The following is a 20,805-nucleotide window of genomic DNA, read 5'->3' as shown; positions in this document are numbered from 1 at the left end:
GATCCGCGCATGTCGCTGTTGTCGATCATTCAGAATGTGTGCGCGGAAATCGACCTCGATCAGCCGGCGGCTGTCATGTCGTCGGCCGATCCGCAGATCCGGCAGTTGCTGATCCTCTCCACCCGCGCCGCCCGCGATCTGCTGAAGGATCATGACTGGTCGGTGCTGACGACGACCCGGGATTTCACGGCAACCGGGGTGATCCCGGAGCCGGCCGAACCTCCCAGCGACTTCAAGCGCTTCGTCGCCAATTCGATGATCTGGAACGTCTCGCGTCTCTGGTCGCTCAACGGCCCGCTCGAGCCGGGAGCATGGGACCGGCTTACAATCCTGAATTCCAACCCGGTGCCGCAGGTCTGGCGCATGCTGGGAGGCAAGCTGGCCTTCTTCCCGAACGATACTGGCGAAACGCTGCGCTACGAATACGTCTCGAGCAATTGGATCGCGGTCGGCGGCGGCACGACCTATGCCGATAACTGGGCGAACGACACCGACACCGCGCGCTTTCCTGAAGACCTCCTCGAGCTCTCCCTTATCTGGAGATGGAAGCGTGCCAAGGGCCTCGATTACGGCGAAGAGCTCGAAAACTACGAGCGGGCCAAGGAGGCAGCCGTTGGCGCCGATCGCGCTGCGCAGCCGATGAGCATGTCGATGCCGTACCGCGGCGAAGTCCCTGAAAACTACCGGCCTGGCACGATCACGGTATGACGAGAAAACCAGTTCAATCGAACGGGCGCACCGGCCGCGTCTCGCCAAGCAAAGACTGGATCGCGCCCATTGGCGGCTGGCGAACCGATGTCGAAATGGCCGATATGCCGAAGGATGCGGCGTTCCAGCTGGATAACTTCTTTCCGGAGGCGAACCGGGTCCGCGCGCGATACGGTCATGCCGCCTTCGCGACGGGGCTCGGCGCTTCGGTGCTGACCGTCATCCCCTATGTCGGTGTGAGCAATCGTCTCTTCGCAGCCGCAGGGGGCAATATCTTCGACATCACCGCCGGCGGCGCGGTCGGGGCTGCTGCCGTGAGTGGGCAGAGCAGCGCGCGCTGGTCGGTCCAGCAATACACGAACCCCGCTGGCCAGGAGTATTTGCGCCTCGTCAACGGTCTCGATCTGCCGCTGCTCTACAATGGCACGTCGTGGACCAACAACATACTGGTGGGCACCGCGACCCTCGCAACACAGAACGTTGCGGTGAAGGCGGTCCAGTATACTCTTAGCTTCTTCGGCACTGGGTCCGTCACGCTTTCCGGTGCCTATGCTGGCGTCCTGAACGGAACGGGCGTGGGGAACCGCGTCACGCTGACATTCACGCCGACGGCCGGCACGCTGACATTGACCGTGGCCGGATCGGTGACCAATGCCCAATTGGAGACCGGCGCGACAGCCACCCCTTATGTGTCGTCGACGATGATTACCGGCATTTCGGATTCGTCGCTGCTGATCGCGGTGACGGCCTACCGTTCGCGACTGTGGTTCATCGAGAAGAACTCGACGAACGTCTGGTATCTCGCCACGGATGCGGTGAGCGGAACGGCGACGGTTCTGCCTGTCGGCGGCAACATGAAATACGGCGGGACGCTGGTGGCGATCGGGGTCTGGACCATCCCTGTTTCCACGGGTCTCCAGCAATGCCTTGTCCTCATGTCGACCGAGGGCGAGGTGATTGTCTATCAGGGCTCCGATCCCTCGAGCGCTTCGAACTGGAGCCTGCTTGGCACGTTCAAGCTCGGCCGGCCACTCGGGACAGAACGTTGCTTCCTGTCCGTCGGCGCTGATCTCGCCATCATGACGACGGATGGGATTGTTCCGATCACCAAGGCGGTGCAGCTCGATCGCGGCGCGACCAGCTTGGGAGCAATCACCGCCAAGATCGGCCCGACCTGGCGCGAAACCGTAATGACAGGCGGCACCACATCGCAGGAATGGCAGCTGGCAAGTTTCCCAGCGCGGCAAATGGCAATCGTCAACCTGCCATCGTCTCTCGGGCCGTATCAGTATGTCATGAACACGGAAACCGGGGCGTGGTGCCGCTTCGTCGGGCTTGCCGCCAATTGCTGGGCCAACTGGCAGGATCGGCTGTTCTTCGGGTCCAGTGACGGCACGGTCTATGAGGCCGAAGTCGGCGCCAACGATAATGGCGCCGCGATCGACGCGCTCATGGTCGGGGCATGGAACCGGTATGGCGAAGACCTGGCGGCGAAATTTTCCAAGCTGATCGGCGTGACGGGCCAGATCGGCGTTTCGACCCTGATGTATGCGGGAATGTCCTTCGACTATCAGGTGAAGGTTCCAACGGCGCTCCTGTCGTCGGTCGACAGCAATGCGGCTGCCAAGTGGGGAACCGCAATCTGGGGCGTGTCGATATTCCCGGGAACGTCGCTGGTCCGGAAATTTGCCGCGGCAGGAGGTGTCGGCTCTGCCTTGGCGCCAACGATCCGGGCGCTGATCTCCGGAGCAACCGGTTCGGTGTCCGAAGCTGCCGTCGTCGGGGGCTCAGTTCTCTATGAGAAGGGCGCTCCGATTTGATCGTCTCGGAACCTCGCGAGGATATCGCGGCTTGGGTCGGTGGGAAGATCGGGGTGGCCTTCCATCCGCCCTTTGCGGCTATCGCCCAGGTTCAGGGCGGCCGGATCATCGCCGGGTATGTCTTCAACGTCTGGACGGAACATGACGTCGAGGTCTCGCTTGCTGCCGATCGGCTTTCGAAGACGTTGATGCGGGCGGCGTTCCGGTATGTCGTCGACCAGCTCGGCTGCCGGCGAGCAACATTCAGGACGCGTACCGACAATGTTCCGGCCCAACGGGCGCTGGAAAGCCTCGGTGCGCGTCTCGAGGGCCGCCAGCGGGCTTATTTCGGCGATTGTGACGCGCTGCTCTACGGAATCATGAAAGAGGATTTTCCCTATGGTCTCCACACCAAAGGCGCCTAAGGCACCGGACCCGACGCAGACCGCGGCGGCGCAGACAGCGACGAACGTGGACACCGCGATTGCGAACGCTGGTCTCAGCCACACGAACCAGTACACGCCTGATGGCTCGCTGGAATACAAGGTCAGCGGTTATCAGACCATGACCGACCAGAACGGCAAGACCTATAAGCTGCCGACCTATTCGGCCTACCAGACCTATTCTCCCGAGAACCAGGCGATCTACGACCAGACCCAGCAGACGCAGCTCGGCCTGTCGAAACTCGCCAACGACCAGACCCAGAAGGTCTCCGGCATCCTCGGCACCAACGTCGACCTCAGTTCGGGCAACGTTGACAAATACGTCAACGACCATTGGCGCTCCGGTTTCGATAATCTGTGGGACCGTGACCAGGCGAGCCTTGATCAGAGCCTCGCCGACAAAGGCATCTCGATGGGGTCGGCGGCCTACGACAACGCCATGCGCGACTTTACCACTCGCAAGCAGGCGGCGGCGGATCAATACCTGGGCGACATGTATTCGAATGCCCAGAATTCGATCCTGACTGAACGCAACCAGCCGCTGAACGAGATTTCGGCGCTGATGTCCGGGTCTCAGGTCAACCAGCCGAATTATGTCAACACGCCCACGACGCAGTTGCCGACGGTCGATCAGGCCGGGCTGATCAATGAGAACTTCAACCAGAAAATGGGCATCTACAATCAGCAGGTCGCTCAGAAGAACGCCGCGATGGGCGGCCTCTTCGGCCTTGGCGGCTCGCTGCTGGGTGGCTGGGCAATGGGGGGTCTGTGATGGGCTATTTATTCGGCGGAGATACGGGCCAGTCCCAGGCCGATGTCACAGATGCCCGCAAGCGGCTTGCTGCTGCGATGCTCCAGCAGGGCGTCGACACAAGCCCGGTGCAATCGGGGTGGGAAGGTGCCGCCCGAATGGCGCAGGCTCTTATGGGCGGGCTCGCGATGAGGAAGCAGACGGCCCAGCAGAGCGCCGCCGATGCGCAGGTGATCGCGGCAATCACAGGGCAGCCTTACACGGCTCCGGAGCAGCCTAAGGGACTCTTTGGCGGACTGTTCGGCGGTGGCAACAAGGCGGACAATCCCGGCGCCGCTGGCTCAAACATGCCGAAGGTGGATTCGTCAGGCAATGTCGCTGTGGCTTCCACAGTGCAGCCTGGGGGTCTCCCTGAAGTCTCCGACTATATCCGGCAAGCTGCAATTTCCCGCGGGATTGATCCGAACATTGCGCTGCGCGTGGCCGGTCATGAGGGCCTGAATGTCTTCGATCCTTCGAAGCCCGATAATGGGGGAGACGAGGGCTCTTCGTTCGGTCCTTTCCAGCTTCACTATGCAGGCATGTCGAAATCCATGCCGAACTCGGGCCTTGGAAACGAGTTCACGGACGCCACGGGCCTCCATGCGCGCGATCCGTCAACATGGAAGCAGCAGGTTGATTTTGCTCTCGATTGGGCACGCAAGCACGGCTGGGGCCCGTGGATGGGCGCGAAGGCCGAAGGCATCACCGGGAAGATGGGCATTGGCGACTTGCCGCCTCAGCAGGCAGCGCAAGCCGTGTCGCCGGCTCCCAATGCTGGCACGCCACCACCTCGCCCGATCCAGCCGCCGCCGGTCAACCCTCCAGCACCGCCGCCAGCAGCCGCCAGCGGCGAAGTCGCCAGCCTTGATCCGTCGATCGGCATCCCGATGCCCGGTGCAGCAGGACAAATGCGCGCATCCGATCCCGCACAGGTCATGCCGCCTCAGGCAGGCCCGCAGGCTGCGTTGCCGCCTTTGCCCGTCACCAACGTTGGGCCGACGCCGAATGTCGCCAGCGTATCCCCTGTAGACCGATCCGGCGTAGGTATGGGCGGCGATGTTCCAGGGGCTGGAGCATTTCCGCCGGCGCCGAGCGGAGGCGGTCAGCCCGCATTCCCGCAGCAGATCGCCCAGGCTCAGTCGGGTCCTGCACGTCTCGCCAACGCATTGGACAATGCATCCCCTGCGCCGGTCGCAAACCCGATGGCAAACCCGCGCGTTCAAGCGCTAGTGCAGGCGATGACGAATCCGAATGCATCGCCGCAGGTGAGGGCACTTGCTGCACAGTCGCTGCAGACAATCATGAAGCCGCCGGAATACGGGTTTCAGGTTCTGCCGGATGGGACTGTCCTTCGCTCCGACCCACGCACCGGCGCGCTCACGCCCGTGTATCGCTCGGAAATGTCGCAGGCCGATCAGGCGAAGCTTGATTTCGATCGGGAGAAATTTCGCCAGGAGCAGGCCAACCGCAACACGCCGACGGCAGCCGAGCAGGCGAACATCGATCTCGAACGGCAGAAAGCCGATTTCGAGAAGAACAAGCCGGTGGTCGTGCAGCCAGGCGAAACGCTGTTCAGCCCGGGCCAGGATCGCGTCGTCTACCAAGGCACCGGCTACAAGCCCGAAGACGTGACCAATCTCCGCAAAGAAATCCAGGGCTTGCCGACCTATAAGAGCTATCAGCAGGCTTTGCCGCCCTACCAGTCGATGATCGATACGGCGAAGACGGATTCCAAAGCATCCGACCTGAACCTTGTTTACGGCTTGGGCAAAATCATGGACCCAAACTCGGTTGTCCGAGAGGGTGAAATGGTGATGGTCAATAACACGTCGAGTCTGCCCGACTGGCTGCAGGGCGCGATCAACAGCGTCAACGGCGGATCGCGGCTCGAGCCGGCAACCCGCACGGCGATCCTCAATGAAGCGCGCAGCCGCATGACGGCTTATCGTGGCGCGCTGGACAATGACATCTCGCAGTATCGCGGCATCATCGGCCGGCGCGGGATGAACCAAGCGGACGTGTTGCCGACGCTCGGGGATATCCCCGAAGTGCCGAGTCTGACGCCGCCAGCAGCGGGGGACATTGGTGCGCCGCCGGAAGGTATCCCGGCCGATGTATGGGGCGCGATGACGCCTGCGGAGCGTAAGCTATGGCAGAAATGACACCCGAGCAGCAGAAAGCTATGGCGATTGCCGCCGCGCGTCTGCGTCTGAGCCAAACCCAGCAGACACAGCAGCCCTCGGCGGTAGACCCAGCAGCAGAGCCGCCACCTCAGATCGGCGAGGTTGATCGGAATGGACTGCCGGCCGACGACGCCCTTTCAGTCGCCAGGACCGGCGTCGGCGGCCTCATCGAAGGGATTCCGATTGCTGGGCCGATCATTCGTAGCGCGACGGAGAAGGCGGCAGCGGCGACACTCGCGGCGTTCTCCGACGAGACCTACGATCAAGTCATGGATCGCATCCACGAAGCGAACAGAGCTGAAAAACAAGCGAACCCGATCGTCGACAAGGGGGCTCAGATAACGGGAGCCGTTGCCGGGACTATTCCGGCGGTCATGGCTGCCCCTGCTGCATTTGGAGCGGGCGGGGGAAGCTTGCTGGTGCGTTCGGGTATCTCTGGGCTGACGGGCGCGACGATTGGCGGTGTCGATGCTGCCGTTCGATCTGGCGGTGACGCGGAGAAGATCAAAGACGGCGTATATTTGGGTGGCCTGTTTGGTTTGGGCGGTCCCGCAGCAGGCAAGATCATTGGCGCGGGAGCCAGATCGCTTGTCGACGCGCTCCGCACTCGTGCCGCAGCGCGAATGGCTGGAATGGACCCGCAGGCGTTCGGTTACTTCCGGCGCGCAGTGACCGACGACGGCCTGGACGCGGTGACGCTCCCTCAGAGATTGAGTGAGATGGGGTCACAGGCTATTCCAGCGGACCTTGGGCCGAACCTTCAGAAGCAGGCAGGCGCACTTGCAGCAACGCCGGGACCGGCGCAGACGACAATTCGAACCACGCTCGCCGATCGCGCCGCAGGTGCCAACGCCAGAATTGGTCAAACGATCGACGAAACGACCGGTCGAAACGTCGTCCCGTCGGAGATCCAAGCAGATATCGTCTCGAACCAGAATGCTCATTCGCCGCTCTATCGCGAGGTGTTTCGCGAGGCCAGGCCATACAATACAGAGGCGATTGCATCCGCGATCGAGGCTGACATCAGCCGGCTTCGCGGACCTGCTCAGGCCCGGCTTCGCCAAGTCCGCGATATGATGAACGTCGCGGACTCCAATGTCCTGTCTTCCGATCCCGGCGTCATGTTCCAGACCCGCCAGGCGATCGATGGCCTTTTGAAGACGGAAGTTGATCCGAAGGTGATCTCCGCGCTGACCGAAGCTCGTCAGATGCTCGACGATGGCCTTGCGCGTGCCGTTCCCCGCATAAAGGAAATTGACGCCGGATACGCCGAACTTGCCCGTCAGGATGAGGCTGTTACACGCGGTCAACAGGTTTTGGACAGCGGTCGCACGGCGCCGCGACCGTCGGAGCTTGCCGCAGAGGTCGAGCAAGGCGTTCAGCCGCAGGGGATGCAGATCGGTCCTTCGGCAGTGCCGTTGCGGCTGTCTCAGGGTGCCAGGGCCGAGATTGACCGCATAGTCGGTATGAATTCCAACGATATCGTTGCCATGAATAGGCTGATCAAGGGAGAGGGCGATTGGAACCGCGCTCGTCTCGCTACCCTGTTCGGCCCAGAGAAAGCGGAGCGACTGTTCAAGGTGCTCGATAACGAGAGCATCTATGCCGATACCGCCAACACGGTGACCCGCAACAGCGAAACCGCGGCGCGCCTTGCAGCTCAGAACGAGTTAGGTGGGGGCGCCGGCGGTGGAAACTTCGGCGTGAAGGAAGCTTTCAAGGCCGGCGGCTTTCTCGGTGCAGCTCGATCGGCCGCTGTCGATAAGGTCGACAACATCGTCAAAGCGCTCATGTCGAGCGAGACCGGCAATGCAACGGGCGAAAGCCTGGCCCGGGCTCTTATCGGGGAGCAGCGTGAAAAGCTGGTCGAAGGGCTCGTCAGAGCTCAGGGAATGGGAACAACGCCCGCCCTAGTCGATCCGGTGGTCAAAGCCTTGCTTCTGAACGCCGGAACCGCGAGGACGCGATGACGGGTCAATCCAGCAAATGATCAGGTAGAGCACTACGACGAACACGACGCCAACGATGACGCCGCCGTTAAAATCGTCACCGACTACATATCTAAGCGCGTCCACGCCTGAAACTACCGCATAGAGCAATGCGGTCGTAGCGATGATGCAGCCGATTTGCAGAAGTCGGATCATGCCGCAACCAATACTACACCATTGATGGCCTCGCAATTCGCGGGGCCTTTCTTTTCGGAGAAGGTGAATGCCCAGAAACCCATCAACCGGCGTCTATTCCAAGCCCGCCGGAACGACTCCTTCTGTCGGCCAGGTCATTGATCCGGCGCCGTGGAATGCGCTCACGACCGATCTCGGCAACGAAATTACGAACTCGCTGCCGCGCGACGGCTCGGCCCCTATGGGCTCTCCGCTCAAATTGGCAAGCGGCACCGTTTCTGCGCCTGGCCTTGGTTTCTCTTCGACGCCGCAAACCGGTCTTTACCTCAAGGGTGGCGGCCTGCTGGGCTTCACGCAAAACGGCGTCGACCTCGTTCTTGCGAAAGCGTCGGTCTATTCAGTCAAGACTGGCGACTACACGGCGCTGGCAACCGACGACAATGCGGTGCATCGCTTCACTGCCAATGCTACTGTGACGCTTACAGCCGCTGCATCGCTGGGGGCGAACTGGCAGTATGTCATTGTCGCCGACGGCGGGACCGTGACGATCGACCCGAACGGCGCCGAGACGATCGATGGAGCGGCCACGCTTATCGTTCCGAACGGCTATTCCGCTTACCTCATCTGCAGCGGGTCTGCCTTCTTCACCGACAAGGTTTTGACGAGGCTCCTGGCCAAAGCGGAAAGCACCGCGGTGGGAAGCTTCATCGACGGGCTGCTGCTTTCCAACAACGTCGCCAATCCGACAACGCATTTGGATTTCGCCGCCGGCTCTGCCAGGTCGGGGTCGTCGTTCGTCTCCAGCGCCAGCACGATGACGAAGCGGCTGAACGGGACCTGGGCGGTCGGAACCGGCAATGGCGGTCTCGATACCGGCTCTGTGGCCGCGAGTGCCACCTATTTCGCCTATGCCATCCGAAAGGATTCCGATCTGAGCTTCGACGTGGTGCTCTCGACCTCGGCGACGATCGGCGGCGTCACCACGACGCTGCTCACCGGCTACACCATCGTCAAATGCATCGGTGTGGTGCTGACGGATGCAAGCTCGCTTATCCGCCAGTTCGTGATGTATCCGCGTGACGAATATACCTTCGTGACGCCGGTAAGGGATGCTTTCAACGCCGCTATCAATACGACTTCAGCACTGCTGGCGATCACCGTACCGAATGGAGTGAAGGTCAAGGCAAACTTGCGGTTTATGTACTTATCTTCCGCAACGACCGCTTCAGCTCTGTTCTCCGACCCGGCACAAGGGGTTCTTGTTGCCGGTGGCAACAATGAGGGCGGCAACGTTGGAACTATACAAGTTGCCAGCAGCTTCGCAGTCGGGAGCGACGAAATCTGGACCAACACGAGCATGCAGATACGCCGAGTGGCCGGCGCTTCCGGCAATATGTGGGTTTGGACGGATGGTTTTATTTTCCCATGCGGGAGGAACGCATAATGCCCTACGTTTCACGATTGGCCGACGGCGCTATCGATGGTCTTTACGAGCAATTGCAGGAAGGGGTAGCGGAAGAATTTCTTCCCGATGATGATCCTTCGTTGGGCGCATTCCGCGATGCCTCGCCTGAAGTGTCTTCGGTTTCCGCCCGTCAATTTCGGCTGATGCTTCGGCGCACCGGGTTGCTCGATGCAGTCAAGGCATGGGTGGCTCAGCAGGATGGCGAAACCCAGGACGCCTTTGAGTACAGCGGCACCTTCGTCAAGGAGAGCCCGATGATGGCCGCTGGGTTCGCCGCAATGGGATTTGCGGAGCAGGAGATCGATCAATTCTTTGCGGCCGCGGCCTCTCTCTAAACCCTCAGGGAATCAAATAGCCGGAGTGTATCCCGTAGCGAATGACCATCAAAAAAGCGCCGCCGATACCGACGGCGAGCAGAATCGCTTTACGTGTTTCGTCCTGTAGCAATTTTAGTCTCCGCAAAAAAACGAGGAAGTAGGCCTTCCGCGTGTCTTGGCAATGAACTCCGCTCGAGTTTAACGCGGGCTTAACGTGGGGTGAGGGTATGAGCAAGCCAATTCTCCGCTACGTCCTCCTCCTCCCGATCAACCTCCTCTTCGTCGGGCTGGCCTATCTGCTGTCGCCCTTCCTGGCGGAGTGGTCAATGAAGCACGGCCCTGTTCTCCCCGGCCGCTGGCGCTGGTTCTCTACACTGAACGCCGATCTGGACGGCTATATCCCGCAGCGTGTTGCCGGGTTCGATCCATCCGCCAAGGGCTTCAAACTCTGGTGGCAGCGGACCCGCTGGACGTGGCGGAACCCATGCAACGGCTGGCAATCGGAGTTGCTGGGCGTGGATGACATTGCCTCGGCCTTCACCGTAAAGCGCGACGTTCCGCTGGCGTTCGGCTGGCATTTCAAGATTTGGCTTGGCTGGAGTCCGGTCAAGCACGGCGGGAACTACTACCCCTACATGTGTCAATTGAAGCCTCAACGGGGCTGACCTCTCCCACAATTCGGAGTCCTCCATGCTCGTCAACAACTGGCGCGCGGTCATCAAGCATGCCTGGTCGGTGCGCTTCATGGTCCTGGCGCTGTTCTTCATCATCCTCGAGCCGATCTACAACTTCGTCGCGGCCACCTGGGTTTCCCGCAACATCTACATCCAGCTCGCCATGTCGGCGATCACCGGCCTCTTGGCCGTCGCGGCGATCATCGCCCGCATCTTCGTTCAACAGAAAGTCTCTGGAGACCTCGCCAATGGCAAGCCGCCTGAAGAAGGGTAGCGCAATCGCTGCCGCCGCAATCGCATGCGTCAGCACCTTTGAGGGGCTGCGAACCGTCGCCTTCCGTGATCCTGTCGGAATCCCCACCATCTGCTTCGGAGAGACCCGTGGCGTGAAGATGGGCGACACAGCCACGATGGACGAATGCAAGGCCGTGCTCGGGGACGCGCTCGTCGAGTTCGAGGGCAATATGCGCGCCTGCCTCACCAACCCCGACAAGATCCCCGACAAGCCCTATGTGTCCTTCCTGTCGCTGTCCTACAACATCGGCTCGCGGGCCTTCTGCAGCTCGACGGTCGCGCGCAAGGCGAATGCCGGCGATCTCGTTGGCGCCTGCAACGCGATCCTGGCATGGAACAAGGCCGGTGGTCGGGTGATAAATGGCCTGACGCTTCGCCGGCAGGACGAGCGCCGCATGTGCCTCGAGGGCGCGTAGATGTGGTCAATCCTCGTCTGGCTTGCCGGCTCCAAGATCGGCCGCGCCATCATAGGGGTGGCCATCATCAGTTTTTTCGTTGTCGGGTTCCGGATCTGGCTCGCTGCGCACGACGCATCCGTGGCAAGGCAAGCCACCTCTCAGATGGTCACTAAATTTGAGCGTGACGCTCTTGCCTCGCAGCTGGCGACGGAGCGGCGATTGCACGCGGAAGCCAACAGAGCCGCAGCCGAGGCGACAGCGCGAGCTGCGGCGACGCAGAAGGCGAATGACGCAGCCAATGCCGAGGTGGGGCGCCTGCTGGCGGAAGCCGCCAAGAACGGCAAGCTGTCGCGGCCAACCGAGGATGATCGGCTATGGCTCGATCAGCACTGATATTGATGCTTGTTTTGCTGGCAGGCTGTCAGAGCCTCACCGGGCGCGCCTCTATCGCTGCCGCTGTCGAAGGGCAGACGAGGGCGTCCGTGCCGTTCCCTGATCTTCCTGAGGCTTGTGTGGCGAAGATGGGCCGCGTTCGGCCCGGTGATGAGCCGTGGGTGATCGTCCAGAAGCGTTGGCAGATCCTGGCCGAGAACAGAGACCGCCAGGCAGACGATTGCGCTGCATGGGGCCGCGATATGCAGACGCGCTACGGCTCGCGCTGACGCCAAGACATCGAATGACACATGGGGGGCTGGGGATTTGACGCCAACGGATGATGGTTCAATGCACCGCGAAATCGGAATGCTGACAGCGAAGGTCGACATCATCCTGGAAGGGGTCCGTCGATCGGAAGAGAAGGCAGATGCCAGCCGAGCATCGATGCATCGTCGCATGGATGAGATCGTCGACCGCGTGAGCAAGGTAGAGCTCAGTTCCGCCGCGGTTCAGGACGACGTCAGGGATATGAAGCCGGTGACCGACGCCGTGAAAATGTGGAGGCAACGCGGCATAGGCGCGCTCGCCATCGTCGGGATAGGGGCATCGGCGCTCACCTTCATCATCACCAAATTCGGGGCTGCGGCAATCGCCTGGCTGATGAGCCGGTAAGCAAAAAATGCCCCGCCGAGACGGGGCAGTTCTGATCTGGGAAAGTAGAAATCGCACGGGGCTTACTCGAACAATGCAAAGGACCCTTTGCAGGGGCCACCCGTGCGATCCCGTCGAGCTAACGAAAAGCGATCCGCTAGGTTCCGGTACGTTTTCGCACTATGTCTACGGCGCGTGCGCGCGACGCCGATCCATTTCAAGCCAACGCGCGAAGCCCTCTCGCAGTACTCAGCAAAATGCCCCGCCAGGCGGGGCATCTTGTACCAGACTGATGCGACCTTATCAGGGATGCCGCACCGAGGGGCGCGGCAGGTAGAAGGATGACATAGTCCCGAAAATCCTCAATTTACCTGTATTTGCTAATCCTACTGCGCGCCCTGCGGCGGCCAGTCAGACTTAGGTCCGGCTTTTCCGTGGGGGCGACGCGGCTTAAGTTTGCTTCATCCTTGTTGAAAGGAACATCAGGGAGGTTTTAGCGATGTTGCTGAACTCCAGTCAGAACCTCCCTGATGACTGGCGCTGCGCAACCTGTTTTGCGTTGAGATCAACTCGACTTAGGATATCAGGCCTGGCGTTTCTGACAGTAATGGCGCGGCGCGCAATCGGCCACATCGTCAACGCCGCGGAATCGAACGGTTTCATGAGATCGCGTGGATCGCGATCTGACAACAGCCACCGTTTATAATCCTCGGGACGAAGAACAACTGGCATGCGATTGCGGATTGCCGAGATCGTCTCGTTTGAGGGGCAGGTGACGACAGCGAAGCTCCGAATATCGATGCCGGCCGGGTGGTGCCATACTTCCCAAATGCCCGCTAGAGCGAACATCGACCTATCCCTCATGGCGATCGCGTAGGGTTGCTTCTTCTCAGATCCGTCCGCCCATTCGAAGAAGCCACCGATCGGGATCAGGCAGCGGCGTGACCGGTAAGCGTCGTGGAACAGCTCATTCGAGGCTATTTCTTCACGACGCGCATAGACCGGCGGCTGGCGACGGGGTTGGTTCATCCATGACGGAAAGAGACCCCAGCGAGCGATGGCAAAGGCGGGCTTTGGCCGATCCCGCTGGCGTTCCACGTCCTGTATGATGATGTGATAAACCTCGGCGGGGGCGCCGCTGTATCGGGGGAGGCGGTCGCCCAAATCGTCGACGTTACCTCGTTCAGCGAAATCAAATTTTCTCGCAATCTCGACGAACGATTGATCAATGTAGATGCGGCGGCACATGGAACTCTCGTATGCGATCAATGTTCCGATATGTGGCGTAGATCGCTCCCGTCAATACGATGGATCATCTGAGAAGGTCGGCGCCGGCACAAGCGACCGTCAATTGCAAAACTGCTGTTCATGGGAGGTTCAGTGAGCAGGTGTAACCGTCTGACTGCACTAGATTAGGCAAGCCCAATGGAACTCTTCCGTCCCCTGCGTTTGAGTACGGCCGGAAGAGAAGACTGAAACGTCAACATCATCGATCGAGGCCAATCACATGTCGCACAAATTGCTTCTTTCCGCCGCCGGCTCGCTTCTTGCAGCTTTCATCATATCGTCGCCGGCACATGCGCTGACGATGAAGGAATGCAGTACAAAATATCAGGCGGCCAAAGCTGATGGCTCTGCCAAAGACATGAAATGGAACGACTTCCGCGCCAAATTCTGCGGCGCGGACGCTGCTGCCGCCGATAAGGAGGACGAGGCGGATATCGCCAAAACAACCGACAAAGAGCCTGCAAAGGCGACAACCGCGGCGCCGAAGAGCGTCAAATTCCCGAAGGCCATCGACAAGAAATATTCAAGCGAGACACCGGCTAAGGGCCGGCTGCACACCTGTGTCGACGCCTATCATGCTGCGAAGGATGCCGGTTCGCTCGGCGATCTGAAGTGGATACAGAAGGGCGGCGGCTATTGGAGCCTCTGCAATACGAGTATCAAATCCGCCGGCTGAACGTAGCCACGCCCTTTTTTTGAAAAGAGGAAGGCCGCTATGCAAGCGGCCTTTACATTTAAGCCTCGCTCCAGGGGCGTATCGCGCAATGCCGTACCGGCGTCAGCGCTCACCTTCATCGTCAGCAAATTCGGCGCCGCGGCGATTGCCTGGCTGTCGAGCCGATGATCAAGCCGGGCGCCCTGAACAGCACAGATTTCTTCCGGAACGGCGCCGGATCAAGATCAATTGACCATAGAATTTGATTCCGCGCCACCAGATAGGAACCCCCCGCCAAGACGGGCGAGTGGTTTTTAACCAGAATCGAACGATATTAGACAAAAGACATTCCTCCAGTCGCTCGCGTTGTTGTAGAGGAATATTCATTGATGGATCATACTTAATCTGTCATAGCTTCCATTCGTCTATAATGCGTAAAGGGTAGCGACGTGAGTAAAATCATAGCAGTCGTCTTAGCCTTAATTGAGTTGTACTTGGTGGGTGGTGTGAGCGCGAGACATGAGATCTTTCCTTGGCCACAACTTTCTTCGCTCAAGAAAAAGGTTGAAGGGGAGAAGTCGCCACCCCCAAGCCGTTATACTATCGACGACAAGGAACGGCTCATCGGTGATGAATCAAAAACGCCTGTGACCTGCCCGACGCAAACTGATCGAACTGCCGTCTTACTGATTCTTGGCCAATCGAATGCCGCCAACGACGGCGGCCAGCGGCACCGGTCAAATTATGGCAATCACGTTGTAAACGCCTTTGGCAGACGGTGCTTCATCGCGGCGTCACCACTTCTTGGATCGACCGACACTAAAGGAGAGTACTGGACTCTTCTTGCGAACCAATTGATCGCATCGGGACAATACGACAGCGTCATCCTCGCTCCCTTGGCATATTCCGGTTCTGAGGTCGCACGATGGGCGGCAGGCGGTGACATCAATCCTGTGCTGGTCGATACAGTGAAACAGCTTCAGGATTCTGGCTATCGGATAACGAACGTCCTCTGGGTGCAGGGAGAGAAGGATCTGGTTCTGGGCACCACTATGGAGGCCTATCAGCAACGTTTCCTGTCGATGGTCGACACATTGCGTCAGCATGGCGTTGAAGCACCCGTTTACATTTCGATCGCATCGAAATGCCTCGAACCGAGTAACGGCGGCTTCAAGGAGCATATTCCAGACAATGCAATCGTAAGGGCGCAAATGGCCCTGTCAAAGAGCGGCCACGGCATCCGGGAAGGCGCAAATACCGACGCGCTACTCGATGGAGACGACCGCTACGACGATTGCCATATCGGGGGCACAGGCGCGGAGAAGGTCTCGCGGGCCTGGCTAAATCTTCTGAGCGGCGACCGCCGTCTGGAATCCTCGCGATAGTGTTGTCGTCTGAACCTTGCTGCGGTAACGGAACCTAGGCAGCAAAATGCCCCGCTAGCGCGAGGCATTTTCCGCCGACCTTGTATTGTCAGCGATGCCGCACCGAGGGAACGGCAGGTATAAGGTGACATAGTTCGACCTCCCGCAGCATTTTCCTCCCGATCTCTTCCCCGTTCGTTCGATAGATGCTGTGAGCTCGTAAAACTCGCCATCACGAGATGAGGTGTTGAATGGCCCTTCCAACGAGCCGCAGCTCGTCGAACTGCGTCACAAATTCATAGGATATGACAAAGAAACCAGAGAAGAACAAACCTGGAAAGCGCTCCTCAACCGTTAGCACAGTCGGCATCAATAGCTTCTGAAGAGGGCGCGCTACCAGAAGGGCTGTGCACACGCCTACAAAAGCGCCACCCAGGATGTCGGTCGCATAATGATAGCCAGCATAAATGCGCGGCAGGCAAATCACGAACGTCGACCAGATGAAGCAGGCCGCACCAAGCGGTCGGGATGCGCGCCACATCGTTGTCGATACCGCGAAGGTCAGCGCGGCATGGTCACTGGGGAAGGAACTCCAATGCTCAAGCGTTGTCGGATCAACGCCCAAAGGCAGCAGGAAATCGGGATTGCCTGAATGCAGCGGCCTGAGACGCTCTGGCAGAAACAGTTGTATAAATCGAGATATGCCAATTCCGAAGAACATGTCGATGATGCATTCGACAACAACGGGCTTCCATTTATTTCGATAGAACCATAGAAACCATAATAATATAAATAAAGGCAGAAACTTTACAGTGTTCAAATCAAGAAAGCGAATAATGATCTTATTCGCGATAATCGACTTGGAAGAATATTGACTCATCAGCTTCATCACGAAGGTGTCGAGACTATTCAGCATTGAGAAGCCAGTGTTTGGTTTGGACAATCTATGATGTCGGCGCCGTCAGATGCCCTTCAATACTCATTGCGGAATAATCCCCTCGTTCCATTTGGCTGCTACCCGCCAGGCTTCATGCTCACGTTGCGTGGCAGGGCTATGGAAAAAGGGCGCCGTTCTCGACGGTAATAGTCTTCCCGCACTTCCGGCATGATATGACCGAGACGGGGCCGAAGGACGCTAGCGGCTGACGCCCGTAAGGGCAGCGCTCGAGGCGCGGGACTGTGTCGCACGGACTGGTCAGGGCCAGTATGCAGCGTCCTGATCAGCGCATTCCTCCGGGCTCAATTCGTTCCCCAACTCGCGCCAATAGATTGGAGCGATTCTGTCGCAGTAGGTTTTTGGATCCAAACCAAAGGGTCTGCGGCCCGCGCGGCAGTGGAACGTTACGCGTTGAAAGAACCGTTCGCAGAATTCCTCTTTGGTCATACAAATAAACTGCGCGGGGCTGAAAATCGTTCGAAGGTGCGGCAGTACCGGGCTTACAGTTTCCCCTGCTCCCCCGGGGGACACAGCTTTGGTGCTCGCAATTGTGAACTCAAAGTTTGGGCGCTCTCGTCAGCGGCGACCTGTCGATGTCGCTTATTTGATCTCCTGGAGTGGCCAGCCCGCTCTGGGCTTCGGCCAACCGTTCTTGGCTGCGCGAAAATCAGCTTCCATTTCCGCTTTCGTCTTCGCTTCCGTGACGCCAGCTGCCCAGACAGTGATCCGCATGCGGCCCGCTCTGAAGACGTAGCGCCGCTCGGTCGTGTGCTTGCCGGCGGTATATCCTGCGCGGAAGCATGCGCGCGCAGTCGACGGGCTAACGCTGTCTCGGAAAGAACCCGGTTGCGACCGCCACCAGTCGTTAAATGCCACATCGAAGGCAGCGGCTTTTGGTTGAAGACGATCAAGCATATCAGTCTCGCTCGTAGCTCGGTCGCCAGCCGCGCGTGATGCCTCGGCCCATGGCGCCTTCGGTTAGTACTAGCTGCCAGCGAAGATGGCGAATATCATTCAGAAGCGTTCCTATCGCCGCTTGCGCATCGCCTTTGTGATAAGCAAGCACCTCTGCAATTTCATCATCAACCATGGCTTCGCCGATCGGCTGCTCGCGCATATCCGTGCTCCATACTCAAGTTTTCAGATTGGCGGCCGCATCGCCGATGTTCTTATTATGTTCACGTCACGAGGCGAGTCAATAATGAATATTGGTCAATTGCTTTTTAAGTTGTTGCTGATGAACTCCAGGGATGACAAAGCCGCCTCGCAAGCCTGCCAAGCCGCTACTCGGTGAAGCCGAAGCGCCGATCCGCAGCAGGCCTCGTAAGAAGCGCGATCCCGCCCAGCCTCAGCTTACGCTCGACCCAATGCCGGCGCGCATCGACCCGTGCCTGGCGCTGCTGAAGCCTCGGCCGCCGAAAGGCCGGCAATGGGCTTTCGAGGTGAAATGGGACGGCTATCGCCTTGCCGTCCACATCGAGCCGTCGGGTGTCCGCATTCTGACGCGCGGCGGCCATGATTGGACCGGCCGCTTCCCGGCGATCCTAACCGAGGCGAGGCGCCTTCCCGTTTCCACAGCAATATTGGATGGCGAAGCCGTCGTCTTCGACGAGCAGGGGCGTTCAGACTTCGGCAGGCTTCAGCAGTCGCTCGGCGGCCGTGGCGGAAAGGGGATGTCGTGGGAAGCGGTCTTCATGGCGTTCGATCTTTTGTATTTCGACGGCCGCGACCTGACGGAAATGGAACTAACTGCCCGGCGCCATCTCCTCGAGGGGCTTGTGCCAGCCGGCAGCGAAGAAGCCATTCGATTGTCGGAGGAGATCGAGGCGGATGGCGAAACGTTTCTGCGCATCGCCTGCGAGCATGGATTAGAAGGCATCATTGCGAAAGACCGGAACAGCACCTATCGCAGCGGTCGGCCCGGCGACTGGCTGAAGATCAAATGTATCCAAGGCGACGGCTTCGCCATCGTTGGCTATCAGCGCTCCAACGCGGCGTTTGGTAATATCGGCGCGCTCCTGCTGGCTGCTCGCAAGGGTGGCGAGCTAGTCTACGTCGGGTCGGTCGGAACGGGCTTCAAGGCAGACGAGGCGATGAAGCTTCGCGCAACGATGGACAAGATCAAGGCGACGAAGCCGGCCGTCAAATATTCCGGCCGGCGAAGGAACCTGATCTGGATCAAGCCGAAGCTGGTTGCCGAGATCGAATATCGTGCCTGGACACATGACGGCAAGCTCCGGCATGCCTCGTATAAGGGGCTGCGGGAAGAGCAAGATGACGCGTCGATATTTGAGCTGGAGTGAATTTTCTCGGTCCGATAGCAGACTGAATGGTTGGACAAAATCAGAACAGGCAGGAACGAAAAGAAACCGCCTGTCCCGTCCATCCGCGGGCTTCGGCCGCCCAACTCTCACGCATCGTCGTCTTCCAGGTCGGCGATGTCGTCAGCCAACGTTGTGACGTGCTCGGAAAGAAGGGCAGCAACATTGTCGAGCAGCATTGCCAGTTCGGGGTCGCTATCGAAAAGCCTTTCCAGGTTGGCCTTCAACTTGCCTATGTAGAACTGATGAATATGCAATGAGCCGTTCATCTGCGCGAGGCTTGGCATGCTGAAGCTCCGGTCTGAGGAGGGATGGTCGCTAAGCATAGCGCCTCTCAGGCATTCCCGTCGACCTCTCCATCTTCGTCGAGGTCGTGGACTGGCAGATAGGTGTTCTTCTCCATCCACTCCCGGACGATATACCTGATCGTGTCGTTGCGCGTCATGCCGAACTCGCCGGCCAGGTCACGCAAGGCATCCTCGACGTCATCCTCCATCGATACGGCGCCGGCGTTGCGTAGCCGTATCGCGGCACGGCGAAGCATGATCTGGAGATCCGCTCGCGAGATATCGGCGATTCGATCGGCGGCGTCTTCGAGGAGCGTTGCGGTGCAAGGTGAGGACATAAGGGTTTCAGCGTCAATCCCAACTTTCGAGGCCGTCCGGCGCCAGCCCGCTCGGAGGTTCTTTGCCATCAGCCTCGGGATGGTACACTGTCACAATCAGTCGTCGCAGGTCAATTTCGACTGTCGAGCCGACGGCTTTCGCGGCGCGTAAAATCCGCTCGATGTCAGCTTGTCGGAATGAGGCTCGTGTCATGAGCTCTTCGCTCTGCTCGCTTGCCACTCGGCAAGGCTGGCTTCTGCCTCTTCTTCCCGTGACGGCTTTTCTTTTAGCCTTCGCGCCGGCTTGAAAGGCATCACTCGGATTGGGCTACCTTCTCGCTCGAGCTCAATGGTGACGTTCTCCGCGTTCGACACTTCGGCCAATCGCTTGAGTTGAGAAATCAAAAATAACAACCGCTTAGTCATGCCCTGCTGAATCGTCTTTCTCGTTTTTCATAACGCCTGCTTTCTCGAACTCTTCAACGTCACGAAATTTGATGCGAATGAGTTTCCCGCCGAGCCTGAAATAGGGAATGTCTCCCCGCTGCAGCATGTTTCGCACATGACGCTCCGAGCAGAGCCATCGCTCGGCTAGCTTCTTGGGCGTGAAAGGCCGTTGCTCCTCGTCAGTCATCTTGGACCTTTTGCGTTGATTGCCGGAACTCCTCAAGTGCCGCCTCCCGCCGCTGGTCGATGTAGCTCGCTAGATCCTGCAAATGGACACCCTTTTGCGATTTTTGTGAGATCTCCGACCGCATGACGGGAAGAGCAATTTCGCCCGCCGCGACCTTACGGAGCAACTTCGCAGGCGTTAGATGGCGGAAGTAGTCTCGACACACATCCTCGATCGGGATGACCGCTTTGCCGCCGTATTGGGCAAAGAGCAGATAGCTGGTGGAAAATTGAGGTTCAGTCAGCTTAGCCATCGGACTTCGGTTCTCTTCCGTCCGAACCGCGTGGCTGTAATTTTCGTTTCTTTGGTTTCTTAGGTTTGTTTTGCGAAGAGTTAGTTGGCGGCCGACGCGGGTTTCTTCCAAGCAGTGCATTCAGCCTCTCTGTTTTGGCCTGTTGCTCTTCCTGCTCCTCTTGCTCGTCGATTTCTTCCCAAAATTTAGTCGCTGCCTGCCATTCGTTCCATAGTTCTTGAGGCGGCCCTGATGGGTCGATTTCTCGGACTATGAGGGCCCAGCCTACGTATGCAAGGGATTCCATAACGAAATAGCGGCGTTGGACGGAGTAGAAAATTGGCGCCTCGAAATAATTCGACACGATGGTGTCGCCCACGTCTGGGCACGAACCATAGTATTCGAGAGGGTGGCAAGTCAGCTCCTCGACCTTTCCGTCCGGTTTTATCTTCATCGTCCGGACTTCAACAGAAGGTCGGCCGCCCAGCCTTCTATCTTGAGCAGTTGGT

The 20,805-nt window shown here is 59.1% G+C and carries 25 protein-coding genes and 1 pseudogene; 17 read left to right on the top strand and 9 right to left on the bottom strand.

Going from position 1 to position 20,805, the window contains the following annotated elements; translation table 11 throughout:
- Positions 1-9 precede the first annotated feature (9 nt).
- The 14 genes and pseudogenes from ATY29_RS31515 (at position 10) to ATY29_RS31440 (ending at position 12,244) form a co-directional block, all read left to right on the top strand.
- Positions 10-708, top strand: coding sequence for a phage adaptor protein (locus tag ATY29_RS31515; RefSeq protein WP_097533810.1), 699 nt, complete (start codon positions 10-12; stop codon positions 706-708).
- Positions 705-2,528: a hypothetical protein gene (locus tag ATY29_RS31510; RefSeq protein ID WP_097533809.1), complete on the top strand. Its 1,824-nt coding sequence runs from the start codon at positions 705-707 to the stop codon at positions 2,526-2,528. The genes ATY29_RS31515 and ATY29_RS31510 overlap by 4 nt, the downstream gene beginning before the upstream one ends.
- Positions 2,525-2,932 carry a GNAT family N-acetyltransferase gene (locus ATY29_RS31505; protein WP_097533808.1) on the top strand — a complete coding sequence of 136 codons (408 nt, stop codon included), beginning with the start codon at positions 2,525-2,527 and terminating at the stop codon, positions 2,930-2,932. Before ATY29_RS31510 ends, ATY29_RS31505 begins: the two co-directional genes overlap by 4 nt.
- Positions 2,907-3,707 (top strand): annotated as a pseudogene (locus tag ATY29_RS31500) (tail fiber domain-containing protein); the annotation flags it as partial. The gene ATY29_RS31505 and the pseudogene ATY29_RS31500, both read left to right, overlap by 26 nt.
- A 14-nt stretch (positions 3,708-3,721) precedes the next feature.
- Positions 3,722-5,905 (top strand): hypothetical protein, encoded by a 2,184-nt coding sequence (locus ATY29_RS38070; RefSeq protein ID WP_244597477.1) that lies wholly within the window; start codon positions 3,722-3,724, stop codon positions 5,903-5,905.
- A gap of 20 nt (positions 5,906-5,925) precedes the next feature.
- Positions 5,926-7,896, top strand: coding sequence for a hypothetical protein (locus ATY29_RS31485; RefSeq protein ID WP_133118170.1), 1,971 nt, complete (start codon positions 5,926-5,928; stop codon positions 7,894-7,896).
- Positions 7,897-8,137: 241 nt separating this feature from the next.
- The gene (locus tag ATY29_RS31480) at positions 8,138-9,493 is read left to right on the top strand and encodes a hypothetical protein (protein WP_097533806.1); all 1,356 of its coding nucleotides are present in this window, start codon (positions 8,138-8,140) and stop codon (positions 9,491-9,493) included.
- Complete coding sequence (locus ATY29_RS31475) at positions 9,493-9,849, top strand: hypothetical protein (protein ID WP_097533805.1); 357 nt, start codon at positions 9,493-9,495, stop codon at positions 9,847-9,849. The genes ATY29_RS31480 and ATY29_RS31475 overlap by 1 nt, the downstream gene beginning before the upstream one ends.
- Before the next feature lie 209 nt (positions 9,850-10,058).
- Positions 10,059-10,496 (top strand): DUF7338 family protein, encoded by a 438-nt coding sequence (locus ATY29_RS31465; protein WP_097533803.1) that lies wholly within the window; start codon positions 10,059-10,061, stop codon positions 10,494-10,496.
- A 25-nt stretch (positions 10,497-10,521) separates the two neighbouring features.
- Positions 10,522-10,779, top strand: coding sequence for a DUF7940 domain-containing protein (locus tag ATY29_RS31460; RefSeq protein ID WP_097533802.1), 258 nt, complete (start codon positions 10,522-10,524; stop codon positions 10,777-10,779).
- Positions 10,754-11,215: a lysozyme gene (locus ATY29_RS31455; RefSeq protein WP_097533801.1), complete on the top strand. Its 462-nt coding sequence runs from the start codon at positions 10,754-10,756 to the stop codon at positions 11,213-11,215. The genes ATY29_RS31460 and ATY29_RS31455 overlap by 26 nt, the downstream gene beginning before the upstream one ends.
- Positions 11,216-11,590 (top strand): hypothetical protein, encoded by a 375-nt coding sequence (locus ATY29_RS31450; protein WP_097533800.1) that lies wholly within the window; start codon positions 11,216-11,218, stop codon positions 11,588-11,590.
- The gene (locus ATY29_RS31445; RefSeq protein WP_097533799.1) at positions 11,572-11,859 is read left to right on the top strand and encodes a hypothetical protein; all 288 of its coding nucleotides are present in this window, start codon (positions 11,572-11,574) and stop codon (positions 11,857-11,859) included. The genes ATY29_RS31450 and ATY29_RS31445 overlap by 19 nt, the downstream gene beginning before the upstream one ends.
- Before the next feature lie 61 nt (positions 11,860-11,920).
- Positions 11,921-12,244, top strand: a complete 324-nt coding sequence (locus ATY29_RS31440; RefSeq protein WP_097533798.1) for a DUF1515 family protein — start codon at positions 11,921-11,923, stop codon at positions 12,242-12,244.
- 495 nt (positions 12,245-12,739) lie between these two features.
- Here the strand turns inward: ATY29_RS31440 and ATY29_RS31435 are convergent, their stop codons facing one another.
- Positions 12,740-13,471: an SOS response-associated peptidase gene (locus ATY29_RS31435; RefSeq protein ID WP_097533797.1), complete on the bottom strand. Its 732-nt coding sequence runs from the start codon at positions 13,469-13,471 to the stop codon at positions 12,740-12,742.
- 259 nt (positions 13,472-13,730) lie between these two features.
- Between ATY29_RS31435 and ATY29_RS31430 the strand changes: the two genes are divergently transcribed.
- On the top strand, positions 13,731-14,186 hold the full coding sequence (locus tag ATY29_RS31430) for a hypothetical protein (RefSeq protein ID WP_097533796.1): 456 nt from the start codon (positions 13,731-13,733) through the stop codon (positions 14,184-14,186).
- Positions 14,187-14,614: 428 nt separating this feature from the next.
- Complete coding sequence (locus tag ATY29_RS31425) at positions 14,615-15,550, top strand: sialate O-acetylesterase (RefSeq protein ID WP_097533795.1); 936 nt, start codon at positions 14,615-14,617, stop codon at positions 15,548-15,550.
- A 211-nt stretch (positions 15,551-15,761) separates the two neighbouring features.
- On the opposite strand, the gene ATY29_RS31420 is transcribed toward ATY29_RS31425, so the two are convergent.
- The 3 genes from ATY29_RS31420 to ATY29_RS31405 form a co-directional block, all read right to left on the bottom strand.
- Positions 15,762-16,445, bottom strand: coding sequence for a phosphatase PAP2 family protein (locus tag ATY29_RS31420; RefSeq protein WP_097533794.1), 684 nt, complete (start codon positions 16,443-16,445; stop codon positions 15,762-15,764).
- A gap of 621 nt (positions 16,446-17,066) precedes the next feature.
- The gene (locus tag ATY29_RS31410; RefSeq protein WP_097533791.1) at positions 17,067-17,381 is read right to left on the bottom strand and encodes a hypothetical protein; all 315 of its coding nucleotides are present in this window, start codon (positions 17,379-17,381) and stop codon (positions 17,067-17,069) included.
- A gap of 1 nt (position 17,382) precedes the next feature.
- Positions 17,383-17,583, bottom strand: coding sequence for a hypothetical protein (locus ATY29_RS31405; protein WP_097533789.1), 201 nt, complete (start codon positions 17,581-17,583; stop codon positions 17,383-17,385).
- Between the two features lie 133 nt (positions 17,584-17,716).
- Here ATY29_RS31405 and ligD point away from each other — a divergent pair, with 133 nt between their 5' ends.
- The gene (gene ligD, locus ATY29_RS31400) at positions 17,717-18,769 is read left to right on the top strand and encodes a non-homologous end-joining DNA ligase (RefSeq protein ID WP_097533787.1); all 1,053 of its coding nucleotides are present in this window, start codon (positions 17,717-17,719) and stop codon (positions 18,767-18,769) included.
- Positions 18,770-18,876: 107 nt separating this feature from the next.
- On the opposite strand, the gene ATY29_RS31395 is transcribed toward ligD, so the two are convergent.
- The 5 genes from ATY29_RS31395 to ATY29_RS31365 form a co-directional block, all read right to left on the bottom strand.
- Positions 18,877-19,074: a hypothetical protein gene (locus ATY29_RS31395; RefSeq protein WP_103671228.1), complete on the bottom strand. Its 198-nt coding sequence runs from the start codon at positions 19,072-19,074 to the stop codon at positions 18,877-18,879.
- 47 nt (positions 19,075-19,121) lie between these two features.
- Positions 19,122-19,412, bottom strand: a complete 291-nt coding sequence (locus ATY29_RS31390; RefSeq protein WP_097533785.1) for a CopG family transcriptional regulator — start codon at positions 19,410-19,412, stop codon at positions 19,122-19,124.
- Positions 19,413-19,809: 397 nt separating this feature from the next.
- The gene (locus ATY29_RS31375; protein ID WP_097533779.1) at positions 19,810-20,025 is read right to left on the bottom strand and encodes a helix-turn-helix domain-containing protein; all 216 of its coding nucleotides are present in this window, start codon (positions 20,023-20,025) and stop codon (positions 19,810-19,812) included.
- Entirely contained in the window at positions 20,018-20,317 is a 300-nt protein-coding gene (locus ATY29_RS31370; protein WP_097533777.1) for a pyocin activator PrtN family protein, read from the bottom strand. Before ATY29_RS31370 ends, ATY29_RS31375 begins: the two co-directional genes overlap by 8 nt.
- Positions 20,310-20,750 carry a hypothetical protein gene (locus tag ATY29_RS31365; protein WP_097533775.1) on the bottom strand — a complete coding sequence of 147 codons (441 nt, stop codon included), beginning with the start codon at positions 20,748-20,750 and terminating at the stop codon, positions 20,310-20,312. The genes ATY29_RS31370 and ATY29_RS31365 overlap by 8 nt, the downstream gene beginning before the upstream one ends.
- Positions 20,751-20,805 lie beyond the last annotated feature (55 nt).

It is taken from the genome of Rhizobium hidalgonense (assembly GCF_002914525.1).
Classification (GTDB): Bacteria; Pseudomonadota; Alphaproteobacteria; order Rhizobiales; family Rhizobiaceae; genus Rhizobium; species Rhizobium hidalgonense.
The sequence above is the reverse complement of the archived record's forward strand: the minus strand, read 5'-3'. Positions and strand labels throughout refer to the sequence as shown.

What these genes read in the sequence shown, in the direction of transcription:
- ATY29_RS31455 (WP_097533801.1), top strand. Translation starts at nt 10,754, where the DNA reads ATGGCAAGCCGCCTGAAGAAGGGTAGCGCAATCGCTGCCGCCGCAATC.
- ATY29_RS31450 (WP_097533800.1), top strand. Translation starts at nt 11,216, where the DNA reads ATGTGGTCAATCCTCGTCTGGCTTGCCGGCTCCAAGATCGGCCGCGCC.
- ATY29_RS31445 (WP_097533799.1), top strand. Translation starts at nt 11,572, where the DNA reads ATGGCTCGATCAGCACTGATATTGATGCTTGTTTTGCTGGCAGGCTGT.
- ATY29_RS31370 (WP_097533777.1), bottom strand. Translation starts at nt 20,317, where the DNA reads ATGGCTAAGCTGACTGAACCTCAATTTTCCACCAGCTATCTGCTCTTT.
- ATY29_RS31510 (WP_097533809.1), top strand. Translation starts at nt 705, where the DNA reads ATGACGAGAAAACCAGTTCAATCGAACGGGCGCACCGGCCGCGTCTCG.
- ATY29_RS31460 (WP_097533802.1), top strand. Translation starts at nt 10,522, where the DNA reads ATGCTCGTCAACAACTGGCGCGCGGTCATCAAGCATGCCTGGTCGGTG.
- ATY29_RS31485 (WP_133118170.1), top strand. Translation starts at nt 5,926, where the DNA reads ATGGCGATTGCCGCCGCGCGTCTGCGTCTGAGCCAAACCCAGCAGACA.
- ATY29_RS31440 (WP_097533798.1), top strand. Translation starts at nt 11,921, where the DNA reads ATGCACCGCGAAATCGGAATGCTGACAGCGAAGGTCGACATCATCCTG.
- ATY29_RS31365 (WP_097533775.1), bottom strand. Translation starts at nt 20,750, where the DNA reads ATGAAGATAAAACCGGACGGAAAGGTCGAGGAGCTGACTTGCCACCCT.
- ATY29_RS38070 (WP_244597477.1), top strand. Translation starts at nt 3,722, where the DNA reads ATGGGCTATTTATTCGGCGGAGATACGGGCCAGTCCCAGGCCGATGTC.
- ATY29_RS31395 (WP_103671228.1), bottom strand. Translation starts at nt 19,074, where the DNA reads ATGCCAAGCCTCGCGCAGATGAACGGCTCATTGCATATTCATCAGTTC.
- ATY29_RS31475 (WP_097533805.1), top strand. Translation starts at nt 9,493, where the DNA reads ATGCCCTACGTTTCACGATTGGCCGACGGCGCTATCGATGGTCTTTAC.
- ATY29_RS31405 (WP_097533789.1), bottom strand. Translation starts at nt 17,583, where the DNA reads ATGCGCGAGCAGCCGATCGGCGAAGCCATGGTTGATGATGAAATTGCA.
- ATY29_RS31480 (WP_097533806.1), top strand. Translation starts at nt 8,138, where the DNA reads ATGCCCAGAAACCCATCAACCGGCGTCTATTCCAAGCCCGCCGGAACG.
- ligD (WP_097533787.1), top strand. Translation starts at nt 17,717, where the DNA reads ATGACAAAGCCGCCTCGCAAGCCTGCCAAGCCGCTACTCGGTGAAGCC.
- ATY29_RS31430 (WP_097533796.1), top strand. Translation starts at nt 13,731, where the DNA reads ATGTCGCACAAATTGCTTCTTTCCGCCGCCGGCTCGCTTCTTGCAGCT.
- ATY29_RS31420 (WP_097533794.1), bottom strand. Translation starts at nt 16,445, where the DNA reads ATGCTGAATAGTCTCGACACCTTCGTGATGAAGCTGATGAGTCAATAT.
- ATY29_RS31390 (WP_097533785.1), bottom strand. Translation starts at nt 19,412, where the DNA reads ATGTCCTCACCTTGCACCGCAACGCTCCTCGAAGACGCCGCCGATCGA.
- ATY29_RS31410 (WP_097533791.1), bottom strand. Translation starts at nt 17,381, where the DNA reads ATGCTTGATCGTCTTCAACCAAAAGCCGCTGCCTTCGATGTGGCATTT.
- ATY29_RS31465 (WP_097533803.1), top strand. Translation starts at nt 10,059, where the DNA reads ATGAGCAAGCCAATTCTCCGCTACGTCCTCCTCCTCCCGATCAACCTC.
- ATY29_RS31435 (WP_097533797.1), bottom strand. Translation starts at nt 13,471, where the DNA reads ATGTGCCGCCGCATCTACATTGATCAATCGTTCGTCGAGATTGCGAGA.
- ATY29_RS31375 (WP_097533779.1), bottom strand. Translation starts at nt 20,025, where the DNA reads ATGACTGACGAGGAGCAACGGCCTTTCACGCCCAAGAAGCTAGCCGAG.
- ATY29_RS31515 (WP_097533810.1), top strand. Translation starts at nt 10, where the DNA reads ATGTCGCTGTTGTCGATCATTCAGAATGTGTGCGCGGAAATCGACCTC.